Consider the following 19,358-nt stretch of genomic DNA (forward strand, 5'->3'; position numbering starts at 1 on the left):
TCAGCCGACCTTCCCGGTGTACGGCTCGGCCGCGTCGAGCAGCACCCGGCCGTCCAGTTCGAGCCGCCGGGCCGCCACCACGTACGGCGCCGCACCGTCGGCGAGCAGCACGGCCGCCGCGTCGGCGGTGACCCCGGCCGTCCGGATCCGGTGAGCGGCAGGGGAGAGGAGCACCCGCTCACCGTCGAAGGCCATGCCCTCGCCTGCCGCGCACTCCAGGGCGCGGGCCGTGCCCACCGCACCGGGCTCGACCGCGGTGAGGAACAGTGCCGACGCGGTACGCGCGGTGGTGGAGCGCAGCGTGTGCAGGGTGCGGGTGAGTTTCAGGTCCGGGGTACTGGACGTCGGGTTCGCCTCGACCTCCGTCACCTCCGAGGCCCACGCGGCGCCCTCCGGCACGAACTGCCGTACGTGGGCAGTCGCTTCACCCGACCGGATCAGCCGGGTGCCGTCCGGCAGCTCCTCGGTGGGCGCATCGGTCTGGAGCAGGAACGACCACTCCCGGCCGGTGTCCGCCTCGGCCAGGTCGAGCAGCACCAGCCGGCCCGCCGGCGTGAACACCAGAGTGCGGTCGAGCCTGCGCACCCCGAGCGCCGGACCGTACATCGCGGCGATCTCCGCCGTGACGTGCGCCCAGCCCCCGGCCAGCAGCACATCGCGCTGCCTGGCCTGCCGTTCATGGGGGATGCCCGCGTAGACGTGGTAGCGGTCCTCGTCCGCGTACCCCTGGCCGTCGACCAGCAGCAGATTGTGGTGCGCGGCCCGCTTGCGGTTGCTGTAGCCCTCGTCGACCGCGAGGAAAGCGCCCTGCGAGACCAGCACGAAAGAGCCCGAATCGGGGTGGTGGTGACCCTGGTTCAGCGTCTCCCAGCCCTGTTCGGCCCGGTGCTTCTCCGAGGTCTCCCACGCCTTGTGGCCACCGCCGGGACTTGCCTTGAACGACACCAGGGTGTCGTTGGCGTCCCAGCCGGTACGGGCGGTGAGCAGCCCCAGATCCGGGAAGAACGCCCGCGTCCCGGTGGGCCTGCGGGCCGGGACCGACGGGTCGTACCAGAGGTACTCCAGATACGCCTCCGGGAGGATGCCGGGCCGGACTCCGCTCTCCGCGGCCTCCGCGCGCAGCAGCTCGCCCGAAGCCAGATTCCCCATCCACTGCGCCTCGGCGATGCCGTACTGCGCGGCGAGCCGGTAGTAGAGCCCGGCGCTGTGCCCGCTGCGCCGGTCGTGGCAGTCGCCGTGGTCCACGTTGAGTGCGAACCCCGGCGCGGTCTGGTGCAGCCGGTAGTGGAAGGTGCGGGGGAGGAATCCGCCGCGGTCCCACCAGTCGGTGCCTTCTGCCTCCTGGAGCAGGTCCAGATGCATGGCGAGCCAGGGCACCCCGTAGCGCCAGTAGACGACGCCCTCGGCGTGCGAACCGTCATCGGGCAGCAGGTCGAGAACCCGGCCGAGATTGTCCCTGGCCCGGTCGGTCCACTCCTGCTTGCCCAGCACATACCCCGCGGTGGCGAGCCCCGCGTAGCAGATCCAGTTGTGGTTCTGCCAGTACGACGACGACCACCAGCGGCCCTCGGACGCCACCGCGAACTCGTACAGCCGGCGCCCCTGGAGGAGCAGTTTGTACCGCAGCAGCGCGCTCGTGGCGCCGGGCAGCTCGTCCCCGATCCAGTGGTACGCCAGGGAGAGATGGTGCAGCAGCCAGCCCGCGTCCAGATCGTGGTCCGGCATATGGGCCCTGCCCCAGTGCGGCAGCCGTACCGCGGCCTCGATCCAGCGGCGGCTCTCCGCGAGGTGCGCGGAGTCACCGCCCGTCCGGTACGCCAGCGCCGGGTTGGAGGCGGCGGGACCGAGCCAGGTGATGCTGGCCGCCGGATGGCCGGCGGGCGGGGTCAGCCCACGGAGGCGGGCGGCCTCCTCGTACAGCCGGAGCTCCTGAGCGGGACGCGGGCCCGGAGGCGGGGTCGCGGAGAGCAGCACGGTCAGTCCTCCGTCCGGAACAGCGCGGTCGAGCCGTCGGCCAGCCCGACCGTCAGCACGTCACCGTCCAGCCGTACGACGGTGACGGCCGGGCCCGCGCCGGCCGCTTGATACACCGACGCGAAGGTGACGTGCGGCGCCGCGGCCGTGAAGTCGACCCGGGTGCGCACGCGCTGCGGATCGTCGGCAGGACCCGGTCCCGGCACGGTCAGCGGGCGTACCGGGACCCCCGCGGTGTGGGTGTGCAGGCCGTGCAGCGTCTCGTCGCCGTGCCAGGTGGTCCGCACCGGGCCGGTGGCCCGGACCAGGACGTCCAGTCCGGTCCCGGGACGCAGCTGCGCGGTGAACCGGTGGGCGCTGTCGGCGTCCACCGTCAGCAGGTCCACCAGATAGCAGCTGCCGAGGACGATCCGCCGGACCGCGCGCACTCCTTCGTACGCCCCGCTCACCCCGGCCGTGACCGATGAGCTGTCCGAGCCGAGCAGGAATCCCGCGCACTCGGCCTGTTCCGCGCCGTCCGCGCGGAACGCCGGGTGTGCGTCGGACGACGTGTACAGATCCCGGAACTCCGCGTGTGCGTAGGGGACTTGGCCGGGATCCGGCTGCCACGGCGTGGTGTCGCCGTACAGATAGAGCGACAGCTTGTCGCGGTGGCCGTGCGAGCCTCCGTGCGGGCCGAAGTCCAGTACGGCGTGGATCCCCGCCCCGCGCAGCACCGCGTACCCGGTCGTCGGGAACACGGTGACCGCGCCGGGTGCCGGGCGCCGTGGCAGTGCGGGTCCCGCGAACCAGCCGGCCAGCTCCCGGTCGAGCCCGTCGTCGCCGTCCTCCAGCTCCTGCCTGGCCCGGTCCGCGACCGCGTCGAGCCCGGTGGACGGCACCAACTGCTGTGCCAGCGCGACCAGTTCCAGCCACTCCAGGGCGAGCGGGCCGCGCAGATACGGACCGTCGTGCAGGGCGGGCAGGATCCCGCCCGGTGTCGCGACGGCCGCCAGCACATCCGCCATCCCGGCCAGTACGTCCAGGACATCGGCCGGGACCGCCGCAGGATCGGCCGAACGCAGGGCGAGCAGCGCGGCCCGCAGCACGAAGCCGTGGTAGTAGGTGCTGCCCTCCCACTCCCAGCCGTCGTCGGCGACCGCGGCCCGCAGATGCTCGTACAGGCCGTGCTCGCCCTCCAGCCACTGCTTCGCACCGTCCCACTCCTGGCCGCGCACCGCGGCCGACGCGCGGCCGGCCGCCGAGCCCGCCGCGTTCAGCCAGGCGGTGTAGTTGGACGCCAGGAGCCCCTGCCCGGTCAGCACCCCACGGGCGTCGAGAGCGGCCTGCTCCAGGGCGTCCAGCAGCGGCAGCAGCGGGGCCAGGTCACCGGTGCCGCGCTCGGCGAGCGTGCTCACCGCGTGGCCGATGTTCACCGCCCAGATGGCGTCGGTGAGCGCCTGGTGGAAGAGCCGGCCGCGCAGCATCCAGTCCTGCGCCTCCCCGTGCCGGCGGTCCGCGAGCTCCGCGTAGAGCTGCGCGTACTCGGTCAGCCGGGCGACGGCCTCGGCGCGCTCGCCCCGGTGCGCGAGCAGCCGCAGCCGCCTGGCCCATGACTGGTGCGAGAGCACCAGCCAGGCCCCGCGTACGTTCTCGTCGTCCACCCGGCAGCCGTGCGCGCAGCGCGCGCCCTGGTCGGGGAACACCCCGGTGAGCAGATCACCGTGGTCGAGCTCCACCCCGTGGGCCGGGCAGACGTACGCGTGCCACCAGCCGCCGCGCTCGCGGGGGATCCGCTTCAGCGGGGCCATACGCCACCGTCGATGTCCACCGTGGTGGCGGTGAGGAAGCCGGATGCGGGGGACGCCAGATGCACCACGGCCGCACCGACGTCCTCGGGGGTACCGGCCCGGCCGACCGGGATGCCCGCCTCCATGGCCTGCTGCGCGGCGGGTGCGGTGAACGTGCCGTGGAAGGCGGTGCCCTTGATGAAGCCGGGTGCGACGGCGTTCACCGTGATCCCGTCCGCCGCGACCTCCTTCGCCAGCCCCTTGGTGAAGCCGCGTACGCCCGCCTTCGCCGCCGCGTACGCCACCGAGCCGGGGCCGCCGCCGTTGTGCGCGGCGAGCGACGACATCGTGATGATGCGGCCGGCGGACGACCGCGCGAGGTACGGCAGCGCGGCGCGGCAGGTGCGGAACATCGACGTGAGATTGGCGGAGATGACCTGCTCGAAGTGGGCGTCGGTCATCTCGGAGATCTTCGCGCGGCCGATCAGATGGCCCGCGTTGCAGACCAGGATGTCGAGGCCGCCGAGGAACCCGGTGGCCTCCTCCACCAGCCGGTCAACGTCCCGGCTGACGGTCACGTCGGCGTGGAACGCCTTGGCCCGGCGGCCCAGCGCCTCGACCGCGGAGACGGTCTGCGCGGCCTCGTCGGCGGACGAGCGGTAGTGCACGGCGACATCGGCGCCCGCGTCGGCCAGGGCGACGGCGATGGCCCGGCCGATGCCGTGGCCGGCTCCCGTCACCAGTGCGCGGGAGCCGTTGAGATCAGCAGACATGGGTGAAGCCCTTTCTGGAGCCGGTCACTTGAGACCGGCGGTTGCGAAGCCCTGCACGAAATAGCGCTGGCCGATGAGGAAGAGGACGACCATGGGGAGAGTGGCCAGGGTGGTGCCGGCCATCAGGTACTGCCACTGGGTGCCGTTCTCGGTCTTGAAGACGGAGAGACCCACCTGGATCACCCGCAGGTTGTCGCTGCGGGTCACCAGCAGCGGCCAGAGGAAGTTGTTCCACGAAGCCTCGAAGGTGAGCAGCGCGACGGTGGTGAGCGCGGGCTTGACCTGCGGTGTCATGATGCGGGCGTAGATCCGGAACTCGCCCAGCCCGTCGAGTCTGGCCGCCTCCTCCAGCTCGACCGGCAGATCCAGATAGAACTGCCGGAAGAGGAAGACCGCGAACGGGGTGACGGCGCCGGGCACGATCAGCGCCCACCAGGTGTCCAGCCAGCCGCTGCCGCCCTGGCCGAAGAGGTTGTTCCCGCCGGCCAGCGGCATGAAGCGGACGATCAGGAACTCGGGCAGCACCTTGGTGTACGTCGGGATCATCAGCGCGGCGACGAAGAGGTAGAAGATGGCCTCGCTTCCGCGGAACCTGATGCGGGCCAGCGAGTACCCGGCCATCGAGGCCACCACCACGTTGATCAGCGTATGGCTGATGGCGATGACGAAGCTGTTCCGGGCGTACGTGGCGAACGGCGCGGCCTTCAGCGCCTCCGCGTAGTTGCTGAACCGCCAGTGCTGCGGCAGGAGTTCGGTGTGGGTCGAGGCGATTTCCACCGGGGTCTTCAGGGAGGTGAGCACCATCCAGACGAACGGCACCACCATCAGCAGGGAGACCACGGCCAGCGTCACATGGAGGGCCACCCGGCCGGGGGCCACCGGCGCGCGGTCGGGCCTCGACTTGCGGCCGGGCCCCTGCTTGCGGAGTTCAGCTGTGGCCACGGGTGCCTCCCATGATCCGCCGGTTGACCAGGGTGAAGCCCATCAGCAGGACGAAGAGCACCAGCGACTGCGCGCAGGCGTATCCGACGCGGAACTCCCGGAAGGCGGACTTGTAGATCTCGTACGTCATCATCGTGGTGCTGTTGGCGGGGCCGCCGTCGGTGAGGATGTAGATCTGGTCGAAGGACTGGAACGCGTTGATCATCGAGGTGATGAGGACGAAGAACGTCGCGGGTTTGAGCAGCGGCAGGGTGATCGAGAAGAACTGCCGCGTCCTGGAGGCGCCGTCCACCGAAGCCGCCTCGTACAGCTCCTTCGGCAGGGTCTGCAGCGCGGCCAGATAGATCAGCATCTTCATGCCGATGCCCTGCCAGATGCCGACGAGGATGACCGAGGGCATCGCCCAGGACGTCGACGACAGCCAGGCCGGGCCGCTGATCCCGGCGAACGAGAGCAGCGTGTTGAACAGGCCGTTTCCCGGGTTGTAGATCCACAGCCAGACCAGGGCGATGGCGACGGTCGCCGTCACCTGCGGCAGGAAGACCGCGGTGCGGAACAGACCGCGCGCCTTGAGCCCGGTGTGCAGGGCCAGGGCCAGCAGCAGCCCCAGCACCATGCCGAACGGCACGGTGAAGAAGGTGTAGACGACCGTGTTGGCAATGGACTTGCGGAAGACCTCGTCGCCCAGCATCTCCCGGAAGTTGTCCAGGCCCACGAAGCGCGGCGCGGTCAGCACGTCGTACTTGGTGAAGGCCAGCACCACCGAGGCGAGTACCGGCAGACCGATCCAGAGCGAGGCGTGCAGCAGCGCGGGCGCCACCATCAGCATTCCGGCGCGGCGGCGTCTGCGGCCGGGGCCCGCCGGGGTGCGACGGGTACGTACGGGGGTGGTGTTGCCGGGAGGGGAGGGCGGCCGGGCGGGCCGGGCCTTGAGTACGGATGGTGCTCCCACAGTGACGGGTCCTCACATCCGGCCGATGGCGGCTTCGGCGAGCCGGCCGAGTTCCGCGATGGCGTCCTTCGCGGACTGGCCGCCCACGATGGCGGGTTCCAGCGTCGGCTTGATCTTTTCGCGGATCTCCATCCAGGCCGCGGTGCCGCCCTCGGAGCAGGCGGCGCTCATGTTCCGGAGGGAGATGTCGACGAACTTGTTCTGCTTGACGTAGCCGGTGTTGTTGAGATCGCTGAGTCCGGGCACCGAGCCGCGCTGTTCGGCGGCGCCGAGGATGGACGCGGGCGTGGCGAGGTACTCGACCAGGGCACGGGCCGCGGCGGGCTGCTTGGAGCTCGCCGACTGGGTGACGAGGGTGCCACCCTGGAGCATCGCGGGTTTCCGGTTGGCGAGGACGAACGCGCCGACCTTGTCGTCCTTGATGAGCTCGGGGTTCTGCGTTTCGAGCTGCTTCCAGAGGGCGCTGCTCGTCATCATCATCGACGCCTTGCCGGTCTGGACGTTCGACGGGGAGCCCTCGGCGGTCTTCTTCGTGTAGTCCACCGAACCGTCGGCGATCAGGTCCTTGAAGAACTGGAGGGCCCCGACCCCGCGTGCGTCGGTGAACCGTGGCTCCTTGCCGTCGGCGCTGAACAGCGAGCCGCCGTTGGCGTAGAGGAAGGTCTCCCAGCACTGCCGCAGCTCGATGGAGAACGGGTCGAAGCCGATCCGGCCCTGCTTCGTCAACTGCTTGGCCACCGCCCGCAGTTCCGCCCAGTTCGCGGGTGTCTTCCTGATGCCTGCCGCGGCGAAGTGATCCTTGCGGTAGACGACGATCCGGGTGTCGAGGACGACCGGCAGCGCGTACAGCTTCCCGTCGTAGCGGGACGGCTCAAGCACCCGCTTCTCGTAGTCGTGTGCGGTGGCCAGCTTCTCGGGCAGCGGGGCGATCGCCTTCTTGGCGGCGAACGGCGGGATCCAGCCGACGCCCATCATCAGGACGTCCGCCAGCAGTCCGCCCGCGAGGCCGGTGGTGATCTTCTCGTTGAGCTGGGTGTACGTGGTGTAGTCCACGTTGACCTTGACGTGCGGGTACTTCTTGCGGAACCCGCCCAGGATCTTCTGCTCCAGCAGCTGTTTGCCGTCGGAGCCTTCGTAGATCGGGGTGAGGAGAGTGATCTCGCCCTCGGCGGGACCGTTGGCCGAGCCCGCCGCTGTGGTGCCGGCGCCGCAACCGGTGAGGGCGACGGCGGTCCCCGCGCCGATGGCTGTGAGCATCGACCGTCTGCTGAGTTCCATGGGGCACCCCTTTTGAGGTGAAGGTGGTGGATCGATCCAGTGCGTGGCACCAAGCGGATGTGCGTAGCACCCAAGCGGATGGCTGAGATGTGCTTGTAAATCGATGCACTGAGACTAGGAACGCCTCTGGAACGACGTCAACAGCTGGTACGCAAGAATTTTTCGGAGAAGTTAACGGATGTATCGGTGAAGAGAGTTCAGTAAATCGGTACACTAATCTCGCTAGTGCGGTCCGAACCGGAGGTGGCATGAGCCAGGTAACGATCCATCAGGTCGCGGAGGCCGCGGGGGTCTCCGCAAGTACGGTCTCCAACGTCCTCAATGGGCGTACGGACCGGATGCAGGCGGCCACGCTCGCCCGGGTCGAGCAGGCGATCGAGCAGCTCAGCTACCGGCCCAACAGGGCGGCCCGGATGCTGCGCACCGGCCGGATCAAGGTCATCGGCCTCATCGTGCCGTCCGTGGCCAACCCCTTCTGGGGGTCGCTCGCCCGGGAGTTGGAGGCCATCGCGCTCGCCGACGGCTACCACGTGCTGCTCTGCAACAGCGAGCGCGATCCGGCCCGCGAGCTGAAGTACGGCGAGGAACTGCTGGCCGACGGGGTGAGCGGGGTCGTCCTCTGCTCCTCGCTGCCCACGCTCGACCATGTCACCCCGCTGCTCAGCCGCGGGCTGAAGATGGTCGCCTTCGACCGTACCGCGCAGGCCGGCGACCCGCCGTCGCTGGCCAGCATCAGCGTGGACAACGCCATGGGTGCCGAGCTGGCCACCCGTCATCTGATCGAACTCGGCCACCGCAGGCTGGCGTTCGTCTCCGGTTCCGTGCACAGCGTCAACCGCCGGGAGCGGCTGCGCGGGTTCCACGCCGCGCTGGAGGCGGCAGGGCTCGACCCGCGGGACGCGGTGGTCTGGCCGGGCGCGGTCACCACGGAGTTCGGTGACAAGGACGCGGCCGAGCTGGGCCGGAACGCCGCGCGGGAGCTGCTGACCGGGGACCGGCCGCCCACCGCGTTCGTCGCCATCAACGACATGTGTGCGATCGGGATCTGCCGGGGCGCCAAGGACGCGGGGCACAGGGCGGGGCAGGACGTCTCGGTGGTCGGCTTCGACGACATTTTGCTCGCCGACCTCTTCGAACCGCCGCTGACCACCGTGCGCCAGCCGCTGCCGGAGATGGCGGCCGAGACCTTCCAGCAGTTGCGGGCCTGCATCGAATCCGCGCCCGCGGCCGGCCGGTCCCTGCTGATCCGGCCGCGCCTGGTGGTGCGGGAGTCCACCGCACCGGTCCGCAGCGGACGGTCCGGCCGGGTGGCGCGACGTGAGCCCGTTACCGGGATGTAATAGAAATTACAGTAGAGCGATAATTACATGAGTGTGTAACGTGCCAGATGCCATCCGGCGGTGAACCCACCGCACGGGACATCCGTGGGAGGCATCTGTGTTGCACACCCGCTCATTCCGTCGCGCAGCAGCGGCGACCGCACTGTCCATTTCGTCGGCCATCTCGCTGTCCGCGTGCGGAGAGCACACGGACAGCGGGGGAGCGGCCCAGCCGGCCACCGCGAACATCGCCGGTGTGCACGTGACGCGCGACGCGGCCCTGCACGCCGCTCTGCCCGAGCCGGTCAGGTCCTCCGGAACGGTCCGGGTCGCCACCGACGCGCCGTACGCGCCGTTCGTCATGTTCGTGACCGACGGCGAGCCCGCGCTCACCGGCATCGACTACGACCTCGGGCAGGCAATCGGCGCCAAACTCGGCGTGCGATTCGCCTTCACACCACAGAAGTTCGACGGCATCGTGCCCGCCATCCAGGCGGGCAAGTTCGATGTGGTGATGTCGGCGATGACCGACAGCAAGGCGCGCCGGCGGGTCCTCGACTTCGTGGACTACTCCGTTTCCGGCTCCGGGATTCTCGTCACCAGGGGAAACCCGCACAGGATCGCCCGCCTGGACGACCTCTGCGGCAGAAAGGTGGGTGTGGAGGCCGCGGCCCACCAACTGGACGTGCTCAAGGCGCATCAGTCCGCGTGTGCCCACATCGGCAGGGCCCCTATCGCGATCCAGAGCTTCCCCAAGGACTCCGACGCGCAACTCGCCCTGCGCTCCGGGAAGGTCGCCGCCGATCTGCTGACGGAACCCGCGGCCGGGTGGACGGCGCGGACCGCCGACGGGGGCCACACCTTCGCACTCGTCAAGGACCCGGCGCACGGCGCGGGTTACGACGCCACCCCCAACGGCATCGGCGTCACCCAACGGCTTCCCCGGCTGACCGGCGCGATCCGGAAGGCCCTGCGGGAACTGATCGGCGACGGCACACTCAGGAAGATCTGCGCGAAGTACGGTGCGGCCTCCATCGCCGTGAAGGACGCGACCAGCAACCCGGCGGTGTCCTGATATGCATGCCACCACACCGTCGGGAGCCACGCAGGGCAGCGCCACGACCGTGGCACCGCCCGTGCCGCAGAGCCTCACCGTCGTACCGGTCCGCCACTGGGGCCGCTGGATCGCCGCCGCGGTCGCGGCCGTCGCTCTCGCCGGACTGATCGGTTCGCTGGCCGGAAACAGCAACCTGCACTGGTCCGTCGTCGGGCGCTACGTCTTCAACGGCCTGGTCTTCCGCGGTCTGGCCACCACACTCTGGCTCACGGCTGCCGCCATGGCGCTCGGCCTCGGCCTCGGTGTCCTCGTGGCCGTGCTCCGCCTGTCGCACAACCCGGTCCTGAGCACCCTGTCGACCTCGTTCGTCTGGTTCTTCCGGAGTACCCCGCTCCTGGTCCAGATCATCTTCTGGGGATACGCGGGCGCGCTCTACCACCACGTACTGATCGGCGTCCCGTTCACCCACATCACCTTCCTCAGGGCGGACACCAACTCACTGCTCACCCCGGCGGTTGCGGCGCTGCTGGCCCTGGGGCTGAACGAGGCCGCGTACATCAGCGAGATCGTCCGGGCCGGCATCCAGTCCGTCGATCCGGGGCAGGCCGAGGCGGCCCACTCGCTGGGGATGGGGCCCGCCCTGACCACCCGGCGCATCGTGCTGCCCCAGGCCATGCGGGTGATCATTCCGCCACTGGGCAACGAGACGATCAACATGCTCAAGATGACCGCTCTGGTCTCCGTGATCTCGGCGCACGACCTGATGTCCAACATCCAGGACGTGTACGCCCAGAACTACCAGGTCATGCCGATGCTCGTGGTCGCAGCCATCTGGTACCTGATCCTGGTCACCGCGCTCAGCCTGCCGCAGGCCTGGCTGGAGCGACGGTACGGCCGCGGCGCGACCGTACCGGCCGCCGGTCCCGTGAAGCGCCTGGTGACGGGCGCCTTCCTGCGCATCGCCCGGCCCGGCCCCCGACCCGACGAACCGGACATGGAGCGATGACTGTGGGAACACCGATGGTGCACGCCGACGGCGTACGCAAGAGCTTCGGGAAGGCCGCCGTGCTGCGGGGCATCGACCTCACCGTGGAACGCGGCCAGGTCTGCTGTCTGCTGGGCCCCTCCGGTTCGGGGAAGTCGACCTTCCTGCGCTGCATCAACCACCTGGAGAAGCTCGACGCCGGCACACTGACCGTCGACGGAGCCCCGGTGGGCTACCGCCAACAGGGCGGCAGGCTGCACGAACTGAGGGAGCGTGAAGTCGCCCTCAGGCGGCGGCATATCGGGATGGTCTTCCAGAGGTTCAATCTCTTCCCGCACATGACGGCGGTGCAGAACGTGATGGAGGCCCCCGTGAGAGTGGCCGGCGTCCCGAGGGCCGCGGCGCACACCGATGCGCTGCGCCTCCTCGACCGGGTCGGCCTCGCCGACCGCGCCGACTGCTATCCCTCCCGGCTCTCGGGCGGCCAGCAGCAGCGTGTGGCGATCGCCAGGGCGCTGGCGATGCGGCCGGAACTGATGCTCTTCGACGAGCCGACGTCGGCACTGGACCCGGAACTGGTCGGCGATGTACTCGACGTCATGCGTCAACTCGCGGCGGACGGAATGACGATGATCGTCGTCACCCATGAGATCGGTTTCGCCCGGGAAGTCGCCGACACCGCCGTCTTCATGGACGGCGGGGTCGTGGTCGAGTCGGGAGATCCGCGGCAGGTACTCGGCGAGCCCCGGCACGAACGCACCCGCGCCTTCCTTTCGAAGGTCCTGTGATGGCCCGCGTACGGCAGCACGGCACGGCTGCCCACGCCGCTGCCCTGCTGCTGCCCGACGCCGTCGCCCGTCAGGACCGGTACCTGGCCGATCTGGCACACCTCGTGTCGATCGACTCCGGCTCCTACACCCCCGCGGGAGTCAACCGGGTCGCGACCTGGACCGTTCGCCGGCTGGCGGCCATGGGATTCGAGACGGACCGGATACCGGTCACCGTCGACCGCGCCCATGGCGCTGACCGCCCCGGTCCGGAGTGCGGTGATCTGGTTGTGGGACGACTGCACGGCCGCCTCCCGGTGGAAGAGGGCGGGCGGCGCATCCTGCTGGCCGGGCACATGGACACCGTCTTCGAGGAGGGAACCGCGGCGGAGCGGCCCTTCGCCGTGGACGACGGATTCGCCCGCGGCCCCGGATGCAGCGACGACAAGGGCGGCCTGCTGGCCGGTCTCGCCGCGGTCGAACTCCTGGTGCACCGGCGGATGCTGGATTTCGCGGAGGTCGTCCTCCTCGCCACCCCCGACGAGGAGATCGGTTCCCCGGCAAGCCGGCCCGTGACGGCCTCGCTCTGTGCGGGCATCGACTACGGTCTCGGCCTGGAGTGCGCGCGGGAGAACGGTGACCTGGTCATCGCCCGCAAGGGTGTGGTGGACCTCCTCGTCACCGTCACAGGGCGGGCGGCCCACGCCGGTATCGAACCGGAACGCGGCGCGAACGCCGCGCTGGCCGCCGCGCACCTTCTCATCGACTGCCAGCGGCTGAACGGACGCTGGAGCGACGTGACCGTCAATGTGGGGATGGTCAGGGCGGGCAGCCGTATCAACATCGTCTGTCCCGAAGCCGAGTTGCACGTGGAGATACGGTCGTCGACCGCCGAGGGCATCCGGTGCGCGAAGGAGGCGGTCACAGCCGCCGCTGCCCGGCTGTCCGTGCCGGGCACGACCGCGACCGTACGGCAGACCGACAGCTGTCCGCCGATGGAGGACACCGCGCGGGCCCGCGGCATGCTCGGACAGGCGCGGGAGGCGGCGGAGGCTCTGGGAATCGGTCTGGGAGCCGCTGCCACGGGCGGTGTCGGTGACGCCAACACCATCGCCGGAACCGGAGTACCCGTCCTCGACGGTCTCGGCCCGGTCGGCGGCGGCGATCACAGCCCGGACGAGTGGCTCGACGTCAGCACGGTGCCCGTCAGGACCGCCCTGCTGGGAGCCCTGATCGTGGCGCTCGGGGACGCGCGGAGCGGCTGACCGGCCTCGCGGAGCGGGCCGCCGGCGGGCGGCCCGCCCATGCGATGTCACGGGGAGCGGCCCGCCTGCGTAATCTGAAGCCTCTGAAAGGTGGCGTGGTCCATGTCCTCACTTGCCGAAGAGATCCGGCACAGACTCGGCGACCTGAGTCCCGCCGAGCGCAAGGTGGCCCGGGTACTCCTCGCGGGCTACCCGTCGGCGGGCTTCGAGACCGTGGCCACACTCGCCGAACGGGCCGGGGTGAGCGCCCCCACCGTGATCCGCTTCGTCAACAGGCTCGGATACAAGGGGTTCCCCGGCTTCCAGGCAGCGCTCCGCGACGAGCTGGAGGAACGCAGCGCCTCGCCGCTGGAGCTGTACAGCACGCGCGGATACGGCAGTGGTCCGCTCCTCCCGCAGCCGGACGACGCACCGGAGGAGGGAGCGCGGGAACAGGAGGAGGAGCAGGGAGAGGGCGACCGGGAACAGGACGTGTTCAGCGCGGCGGTGGCCCGTACGCTGCGCGAACTGCCGCCGCACGACCTGCGGGCCGCGGTCGGACTGCTCAGCCATCCCAAGCACCGTGTCGTCCTCGTCGGCGGCCGGTTCACGCATCTGCTGGCCCAGTACCTGGCTCTGCACCTGATGCAGCTGCGCGACGATGTGGTGCTCCTGCCCGACCGCGACGTGGAGCGGACCGCCGTGCTCGCCGGACTCGGCAAACAGGACGTCCTCGTCGTCTTCGACTACCGCCGCTACGAACCGGACAAGAGCGTCATCGGTGAGATGGCACGGCGGCGCGGCAGCAAGATCGTGCTCTTCACCGACACCTGGCTCTCCCCGGTGACCAACGTCGCCGATGTCGTCCTGCCGAGCCAGGTGGCCGCCCCCTCTCCGTACGACAGCCTGGTGCCGACGCTGGCCACGGTGGAGACGGTCCTCGCTGGGGTGCTCGGACAGCTGGGCGAGGCGGGACGCAGCCATCTCGCGCACAGCGAGGCGGTGGCCCGGCAGGCAGGGCTCCAGCCGGAAGGGGGCAGCTGATGGCTTCCCGGGTCAGGGCCGCGCTCTCGGGCCTGCGGCGGCCGTTCGCCCCGCAGGGTCCGACCCTCCGGGAGCTGACCGTGCAGGCGCTCTCCTCGATCGAGCGGGGATACGACCTGCTGGCACCGAAGTTCGACCAGACCCCGTTCCGTACGCCCGACCGCGTCCTGGACGCGGTCGGCGGCGCGCTGCGCCCGCTCGGCCCGTTCGGGGCGGGGCTCGATGTCTGCTGCGGGACGGGAGCGGGCACCCAGGTGCTGCGCTCGCTCTGCCCGGAGCGCGTCACCGGGGTGGACTTCAGCGCCGGGATGCTGGCCGCCGCCCGCCGGGCGGAGGCGGGTGCCGCCGTACCGGTGGCCGAGTGGGTACGCGCCGACGCCCGGGACCTGCCGTTCCGGAGCGCCTTCGACCTGGCCGTGAGTTTCGGCGCTTTCGGCCACTTCCTGCCCGCTGAACGCCCCGGCCTGTTCGCCGGGGTCCACCGGGCGCTGCGGCCCGGCGGAGTCTTCGCCTTCCCCATCGGGGCGCCGCAGTCCTTCCGTGACCCGCTGTACTGGACGCTGCTCGGCTTCGACTCGGTGATGCGGGTGCGGAATCTGGTGTGGCGGCCGCGGTTCGTCATGTACTACCGGACGTTCCCGCTGGGCGCGGTGCGGGACGATCTGACCCGGGCCGGATTCTCGGTGGAGCTGCTGCCGCTGGAAGAGTTCGGCCGGAGGCCGGACGGCAGCCCGCGCTGGCGCCTCGTGGTGGCCCGGCGGATGTGACCGGGGCGCCGTAATGATCTGACTCAACGTCAACTCTGTTCTCTGGCAGGGGAGTACAAGGCAAACACTCAGGCACGAACTGGTCTGGACCCTTGACGTCATGATGGTCCAGACCAATCATGGGGCCCGGTCCGCCTGTTGTCCCACCCCACTGGGAGCCCCCATGAGACTGATGAGATCCGTTCGCGCCCTGCTGACCACCCTGGCGACCGCCGCGGCCTCCGCTGGGATGGTCCTGACCGGAAGCGGCGCGGCGCACGCGGCCGCGACCCCCCTGCCCGCGCACGTCTTCGCCCCGTACTTCGAGGCGTACAACGGCGACAGCCTCGCGGACCTCTCGCAGCAGTCCGGCGCCAAGTACCTGACCATGGCCTTCCTCCAGTCCGACGCGCAGGGTTCCTGCACGCCCTACTGGAACGGCGACACGGGCCAGCCGGTGTCCTCGTCGGTGTACGGAGCGGACATCACGACGATGCGCTCGCGCGGCGGCGACGTGATCCCGTCCTTCGGCGGGTACGCGGCGGACGACGGCGGCACCGAGATCGCCGACAGCTGCACCAGTGTGGACTCCATCGCCGCGGCGTACGAGAAGGTCATCACGACCTATGACGTCTCGCGTCTCGACATGGACGTCGAGGACAACTCGCTGACCAACAAGGCGGGCATCGACCGCCGTAACCAGGCGATCAAGAAGGTGCAGGACTGGGCGGCGGCCAACGGCCGCCCGGTGCAGGTCTCCTACACGCTGCCCACCACCACGAGCGGCCTCGCGAGCAGCGGGCTCGCCGTGCTGAAGAGCGCGAACACCTACGGTGCCAAGGTCGACGTCGTCAACCTCATGACGTTCGACTACTACGACAACGCCACCCACAACATGGCGGACGACACCCGGACCGCGACGAGCGGTCTGGAGAAGCAGCTCGCCTCGCTGTACCCGTCGAAGACCGAGGCACAGCTCTGGGGGATGATCGGCGTCACCGAGATGCCGGGCATCGACGACTTCGGGGCCGCCGAGACGTTCACCACGGCCGACGCGGCCTCCGTCTACGACTGGGCCACCACCAAGGGGCTCAGCACCCTCTCGTTCTGGGCGTTGCAGCGCGACAACGGCGGCTGCCCCGGGACGGGTGGCTCCGACACCTGCTCCGGTATCGCACAGGACACGTGGTACTTCAGCCACACCTTCGCCCCCTTCTCCGGCGCTGGCAGCGCGCGGGGGAGCGACGGCGTTCCGCTGAGATGAGATGACCTGAGCCGAGCCGCCCCGGGCCCGGCCGGTGGCCGAGGCGGATACCGCGCCCGTCACCGGCCGGGCCCGCCGCCGTACGGCGGGGCATCCGCCGAACACGCCGCAGACCCGTGAGGATGAGCTGACAAACTGATTCCGACGACCGATGTGGAGGAGTGGGCAGATGGCGCACGAACGAGCGGGGCAGCCGGCGCGACCGGAGGACCTCACCGATGTCGCCCGGCTGGTGACCTCGTACTACGCGCTGCACCCGGACCCCGACGAGCCCGCCCAGCGCGTGGCGTTCGGCACCTCGGGACACCGTGGCTCGTCCTTCGCCACCGCGTTCAACGAGGACCACATCGCCGCCACCAGCCAGGCGATCTGCGAGTACCGCGCACAGCAGGGGACCGACGGTCCGCTCTTCCTCGGCGCCGACACCCATGCGCTGTCCGAGCCGGCCCGGGTCACCGCCGTCGAGGTGTTCGCGGCCAACGAGGTGACCCTGCTTGTCGACTCGGCCGACGGCTACACCCCGACCCCGGCCGTCTCGCACGCCATCCTCACGTACAACCGCGGCCGGACCTCGGGGCTCGCCGACGGTGTGGTGGTCACCCCCTCGCACAACCCGCCCGCCGACGGCGGGTTCAAGTACAACCCGCCGAGCGGCGGCCCGGCCGGATCCGACGCGACCGGCTGGATCCAGGACCGCGCCAACGAGATCATCGCCGCCGGTCTCAAGGACGTACGCCGGCTGCCGTACACCCGCGCGCTGACCGCCTCCACGACCGGGCGCTACGACTTCCTCGGTACGTATGTGAGCGACCTGCCCGCCGTGCTGGACCTGGACGCCGTACGCGCCGCCGGCCTGCGGATCGGCGCCGACCCGCTGGGCGGGGCATCCGTCGCGTACTGGGGCCGGATCGCCGAACAGCACCGCATCGACCTGACCGTGGTCAATCCGCTCGCCGACCCGACCTGGCGGTTCATGACCCTGGACTGGGACGGGAAGATCCGGATGGACTGCTCTTCGCCGTACGCGATGGCGTCGCTGATCGAGCGGTGTGACGAGTACCGGATCGCCACCGGCAACGATGCCGACGCCGACCGGCACGGCATCGTCACCCCGGACGCCGGGCTGATGAACCCCAACCACTATCTGGCCGCCGCGATCTCGTACCTGTTCACCCACCGGGAGCGGTGGCCCGCGGGCGCGGCCATCGGCAAGACGCTGGTCTCGTCGGGGATGATCGACCGGGTGGCGGCCGGCCTGGGCCGCGAACTGGTCGAAGTTCCGGTCGGGTTCAAGTGGTTCGTGGACGGCCTGGTGGGCGGCTCGCTGGGCTTCGGCGGCGAGGAGTCGGCGGGAGCGTCGTTCCTGCGCCGCGACGGGTCGGTGTGGACCACCGACAAGGACGGCATCATCCTGGCCCTGCTCGCTTCCGAGATCCTCGCGGTCACCGGGAAGACCCCGTCCGAGCACTACACGGCGCTCACCGAGCGCTTCGGCGCGCCCGCCTACGCCAGGATCGACGCCCCTGCCGACCGTACGGAGAAGGCGGTGCTCGCCAGGCTCTCACCGGGGCAGATCACCGCGGACACCCTGGCGGGGGAGCGGGTCACGGCGGTGCTCACCGAGGCACCCGGCAACGGCGCGGCCATCGGCGGCATCAAGGTGACCACGGAGAACGCCTGGTTCGCGGCCAGGCCGTCGGGTACCGAGGACGTCTACAAGATCTATGCCGAGTCCTTCCTGGGGGCCGGCCATCTCGGGCAGGTCCAGGAGGAGGCGAAGGCTGTCGTCTCGGCGGCCCTGGCCGGCTGAGGCTCCCCGGCGGGGGCCCCGTGCGCCGGGAGATCAGGCGCCGGGGACCGTGCGGTGGATCTGGCGCAGGAAAGCGGCGTTGTCCGGCGTGTGCCGGATCTTGTCGAGCAGCGCTTCCAGCGTCGTCTGCCCGTCCCTGGAGCGCAGCGCCCGGCGCAGCCCCCGTACGACAGCCAACTCGCCCTCGGCGAGGAGCAGTTCCTCGTGCCGGGTGCCCGAAGGTGTGATGTCGACGGCCGGGAAGACGCGCTTGTCGGCCAGTGCGCGGTCCAGCCGGAGCTCCATGTTGCCGGTGCTCTTCAGCTCTTCGAAGAAGTAGTCGTCGGCGCGGGAGCCGGTGTCGACCAGTGCAGTGGCGAGGATGGTCAGTGATCCGCCCTCCTCGGCGAGGCGCGCGGCGCCGAAGAGCCGCTTGGGGCCCTGCACCGCCGCGGCGTCGACACCGCCCGACAGGGTCCGGCCGCCCGATGCGGCCGTGTTGTTGTGCGCCCGGCAGAGCCGGGTCAGGGAGTCGAGCAGGATGACGACGTCCTCGCCCTGTTCGACCAGGCGCTTGGCACGCTCCACCGCGAGGTCGGCGAGTGCGATGTGCTCCTTCGCCGGCCTGTCGAAGGTCGACGCGAGGACGTCGCCCCGTACGGAGCGGCGCATGTCGGTGACCTCCTCGGGGCGTTCGTCGAGCAGCACCACCATCAGATGGCACTCCGGGTGATTGGCCGCGACGGCGGCCGCGAGCTGCTGGAGCAGCACGGTCTTACCGGTCCTGGGCGGCGCGACGATCAGGCCGCGCTGCCCCTTGCCGATCGGGGCGATCAGGTCGATGAGGCGGGTCGCCGCGGCGCCGCCCGGCGTTTCGAGGCGCAGCCGCTCACGCGGGTGCAGAGGTGTCAGGTCGCGGAAGTGCCGGCGGCCCCGAAGGGCCTCGGGCGGGCGGCCGTTGACCCGGTCGACCCGGGCCGGGGCGCCGGGCCGTGGACAGGTTCCTTCGACGAAGTCGCCTGTACGCAGGCCGAACTGGCGAATCTGAGCGGCCGTCACCTGGACATCGTCGGGCGACGGGCGGGAGCCCGGCCCGGCGTGGGTGCGCAGCAGGCCGTGCCCCCGGCCGGTGACATCGAGGACGCCGGAGGCGGCGACGGACAGATCCTGCTGGACAGGAGGGCGTTCGAGTGTGGTGGTCATGGCGAGTCCTTTCGCGGGCATGCCGTCTCGGGGCATGCGGAGGAGAGACCCGGCGGGGGCGGTGTCGGCACGCCCCGTGCGACGGGCGGAAGAGCCCGGGCCGGGAGAGGTGGTGCTTGTGAGCCGGATCGCCGATCATGAGAAGAAAGGCGCAGCAGCAAGAGAACGCGATACGCGGTAAATGCGATAACTGGCACCGGCGCCCATCGAGGGGCGTACACAAGTGCTGATCGCACCGTACCACATATCCCG

At 70.4% G+C, this 19,358-nt stretch carries 15 protein-coding genes and 1 pseudogene; 9 read left to right on the forward strand and 7 right to left on the reverse strand.

Features of this window, described 5'->3' with window-relative positions; genetic code table 11:
• The 6 genes from OG385_RS31170 to OG385_RS31195 are packed head-to-tail and all read right to left on the reverse strand — an operon-like array spanning position 1 to position 7,688.
• The gene (locus OG385_RS31170; RefSeq protein WP_266859827.1) at positions 1-1,974 is read right to left on the reverse strand and encodes a hypothetical protein; all 1,974 of its coding nucleotides are present in this window, start codon (positions 1,972-1,974) and stop codon (positions 1-3) included.
• A 2-nt stretch (positions 1,975-1,976) separates the two neighbouring features.
• Positions 1,977-3,764 (reverse strand): heparinase II/III family protein, encoded by a 1,788-nt coding sequence (locus OG385_RS31175; protein WP_266859829.1) that lies wholly within the window; start codon positions 3,762-3,764, stop codon positions 1,977-1,979.
• Positions 3,752-4,516 (reverse strand): SDR family NAD(P)-dependent oxidoreductase, encoded by a 765-nt coding sequence (locus OG385_RS31180; protein ID WP_266859831.1) that lies wholly within the window; start codon positions 4,514-4,516, stop codon positions 3,752-3,754. Before OG385_RS31180 ends, OG385_RS31175 begins: the two co-directional genes overlap by 13 nt.
• A 24-nt stretch (positions 4,517-4,540) precedes the next feature.
• Positions 4,541-5,458 (reverse strand): carbohydrate ABC transporter permease, encoded by a 918-nt coding sequence (locus OG385_RS31185; RefSeq protein ID WP_266859833.1) that lies wholly within the window; start codon positions 5,456-5,458, stop codon positions 4,541-4,543.
• Positions 5,445-6,410, reverse strand: coding sequence for a carbohydrate ABC transporter permease (locus OG385_RS31190; protein WP_266859835.1), 966 nt, complete (start codon positions 6,408-6,410; stop codon positions 5,445-5,447). Before OG385_RS31190 ends, OG385_RS31185 begins: the two co-directional genes overlap by 14 nt.
• Before the next feature lie 12 nt (positions 6,411-6,422).
• Entirely contained in the window at positions 6,423-7,688 is a 1,266-nt protein-coding gene (locus tag OG385_RS31195) for an extracellular solute-binding protein (protein ID WP_266859837.1), read from the reverse strand.
• 248 nt (positions 7,689-7,936) lie between these two features.
• On the opposite strand from OG385_RS31195, the gene OG385_RS31200 reads away from it, so the two are divergent.
• The 9 genes and pseudogenes from OG385_RS31200 to pgm all read left to right on the forward strand — a co-directional run bounded on the left by OG385_RS31200 (position 7,937) and on the right by pgm (position 17,924).
• Entirely contained in the window at positions 7,937-9,028 is a 1,092-nt protein-coding gene (locus OG385_RS31200) for a LacI family DNA-binding transcriptional regulator (RefSeq protein WP_266859839.1), read from the forward strand.
• 100 nt (positions 9,029-9,128) lie between these two features.
• Positions 9,129-10,082, forward strand: coding sequence for an ABC transporter substrate-binding protein (locus OG385_RS31205; RefSeq protein ID WP_266859841.1), 954 nt, complete (start codon positions 9,129-9,131; stop codon positions 10,080-10,082).
• Position 10,083: 1 nt separating this feature from the next.
• On the forward strand, positions 10,084-11,070 hold the full coding sequence (locus tag OG385_RS31210; protein WP_266859843.1) for an amino acid ABC transporter permease: 987 nt from the start codon (positions 10,084-10,086) through the stop codon (positions 11,068-11,070).
• Positions 11,067-11,837, forward strand: a complete 771-nt coding sequence (locus OG385_RS31215; RefSeq protein ID WP_323183919.1) for an amino acid ABC transporter ATP-binding protein — start codon at positions 11,067-11,069, stop codon at positions 11,835-11,837. The genes OG385_RS31210 and OG385_RS31215 overlap by 4 nt, the downstream gene beginning before the upstream one ends.
• Positions 11,837-13,081, forward strand: coding sequence for a M20/M25/M40 family metallo-hydrolase (locus OG385_RS31220; RefSeq protein ID WP_266859845.1), 1,245 nt, complete (start codon positions 11,837-11,839; stop codon positions 13,079-13,081). Before OG385_RS31215 ends, OG385_RS31220 begins: the two co-directional genes overlap by 1 nt.
• A 102-nt stretch (positions 13,082-13,183) precedes the next feature.
• Complete coding sequence (locus tag OG385_RS31225) at positions 13,184-14,104, forward strand: MurR/RpiR family transcriptional regulator (protein WP_266859847.1); 921 nt, start codon at positions 13,184-13,186, stop codon at positions 14,102-14,104.
• Positions 14,104-14,871 carry a class I SAM-dependent methyltransferase gene (locus OG385_RS31230; RefSeq protein WP_266859849.1) on the forward strand — a complete coding sequence of 256 codons (768 nt, stop codon included), beginning with the start codon at positions 14,104-14,106 and terminating at the stop codon, positions 14,869-14,871. Before OG385_RS31225 ends, OG385_RS31230 begins: the two co-directional genes overlap by 1 nt.
• Before the next feature lie 163 nt (positions 14,872-15,034).
• Positions 15,035-16,078 (forward strand): annotated as a pseudogene (locus OG385_RS31235) (chitinase); the annotation flags it as partial.
• Between the two features lie 205 nt (positions 16,079-16,283).
• Entirely contained in the window at positions 16,284-17,924 is a 1,641-nt protein-coding gene (gene pgm / locus OG385_RS31240; RefSeq protein WP_266859851.1) for a phosphoglucomutase (alpha-D-glucose-1,6-bisphosphate-dependent), read from the forward strand.
• Positions 17,925-17,957: 33 nt separating this feature from the next.
• Here pgm and rho read toward each other — a convergent pair whose 3' ends face one another.
• Positions 17,958-19,106 (reverse strand): transcription termination factor Rho, encoded by a 1,149-nt coding sequence (gene rho / locus OG385_RS31245; protein WP_266859853.1) that lies wholly within the window; start codon positions 19,104-19,106, stop codon positions 17,958-17,960.
• Positions 19,107-19,358 lie beyond the last annotated feature (252 nt).

Origin of the sequence: Streptomyces sp. NBC_01306, assembly GCF_026340465.1 — a bacterium.
Lineage (GTDB): Bacteria > Actinomycetota > Actinomycetes > Streptomycetales > Streptomycetaceae > Streptomyces.

Coding starts and splice junctions, on each gene's coding strand:
- OG385_RS31175 (WP_266859829.1), bottom strand. CDS start 3,764: ATGGCCCCGCTGAAGCGGATCCCCCGCGAGCGCGGCGGCTGGTGGCAC.
- OG385_RS31195 (WP_266859837.1), bottom strand. CDS start 7,688: ATGGAACTCAGCAGACGGTCGATGCTCACAGCCATCGGCGCGGGGACC.
- OG385_RS31220 (WP_266859845.1), top strand. CDS start 11,837: ATGGCCCGCGTACGGCAGCACGGCACGGCTGCCCACGCCGCTGCCCTG.
- OG385_RS31180 (WP_266859831.1), bottom strand. CDS start 4,516: ATGTCTGCTGATCTCAACGGCTCCCGCGCACTGGTGACGGGAGCCGGC.
- OG385_RS31200 (WP_266859839.1), top strand. CDS start 7,937: ATGAGCCAGGTAACGATCCATCAGGTCGCGGAGGCCGCGGGGGTCTCC.
- OG385_RS31210 (WP_266859843.1), top strand. CDS start 10,084: ATGCATGCCACCACACCGTCGGGAGCCACGCAGGGCAGCGCCACGACC.
- OG385_RS31225 (WP_266859847.1), top strand. CDS start 13,184: ATGTCCTCACTTGCCGAAGAGATCCGGCACAGACTCGGCGACCTGAGT.
- OG385_RS31230 (WP_266859849.1), top strand. CDS start 14,104: ATGGCTTCCCGGGTCAGGGCCGCGCTCTCGGGCCTGCGGCGGCCGTTC.
- OG385_RS31215 (WP_323183919.1), top strand. CDS start 11,067: ATGACTGTGGGAACACCGATGGTGCACGCCGACGGCGTACGCAAGAGC.
- pgm (WP_266859851.1), top strand. CDS start 16,284: ATGGCGCACGAACGAGCGGGGCAGCCGGCGCGACCGGAGGACCTCACC.
- rho (WP_266859853.1), bottom strand. CDS start 19,106: ATGACCACCACACTCGAACGCCCTCCTGTCCAGCAGGATCTGTCCGTC.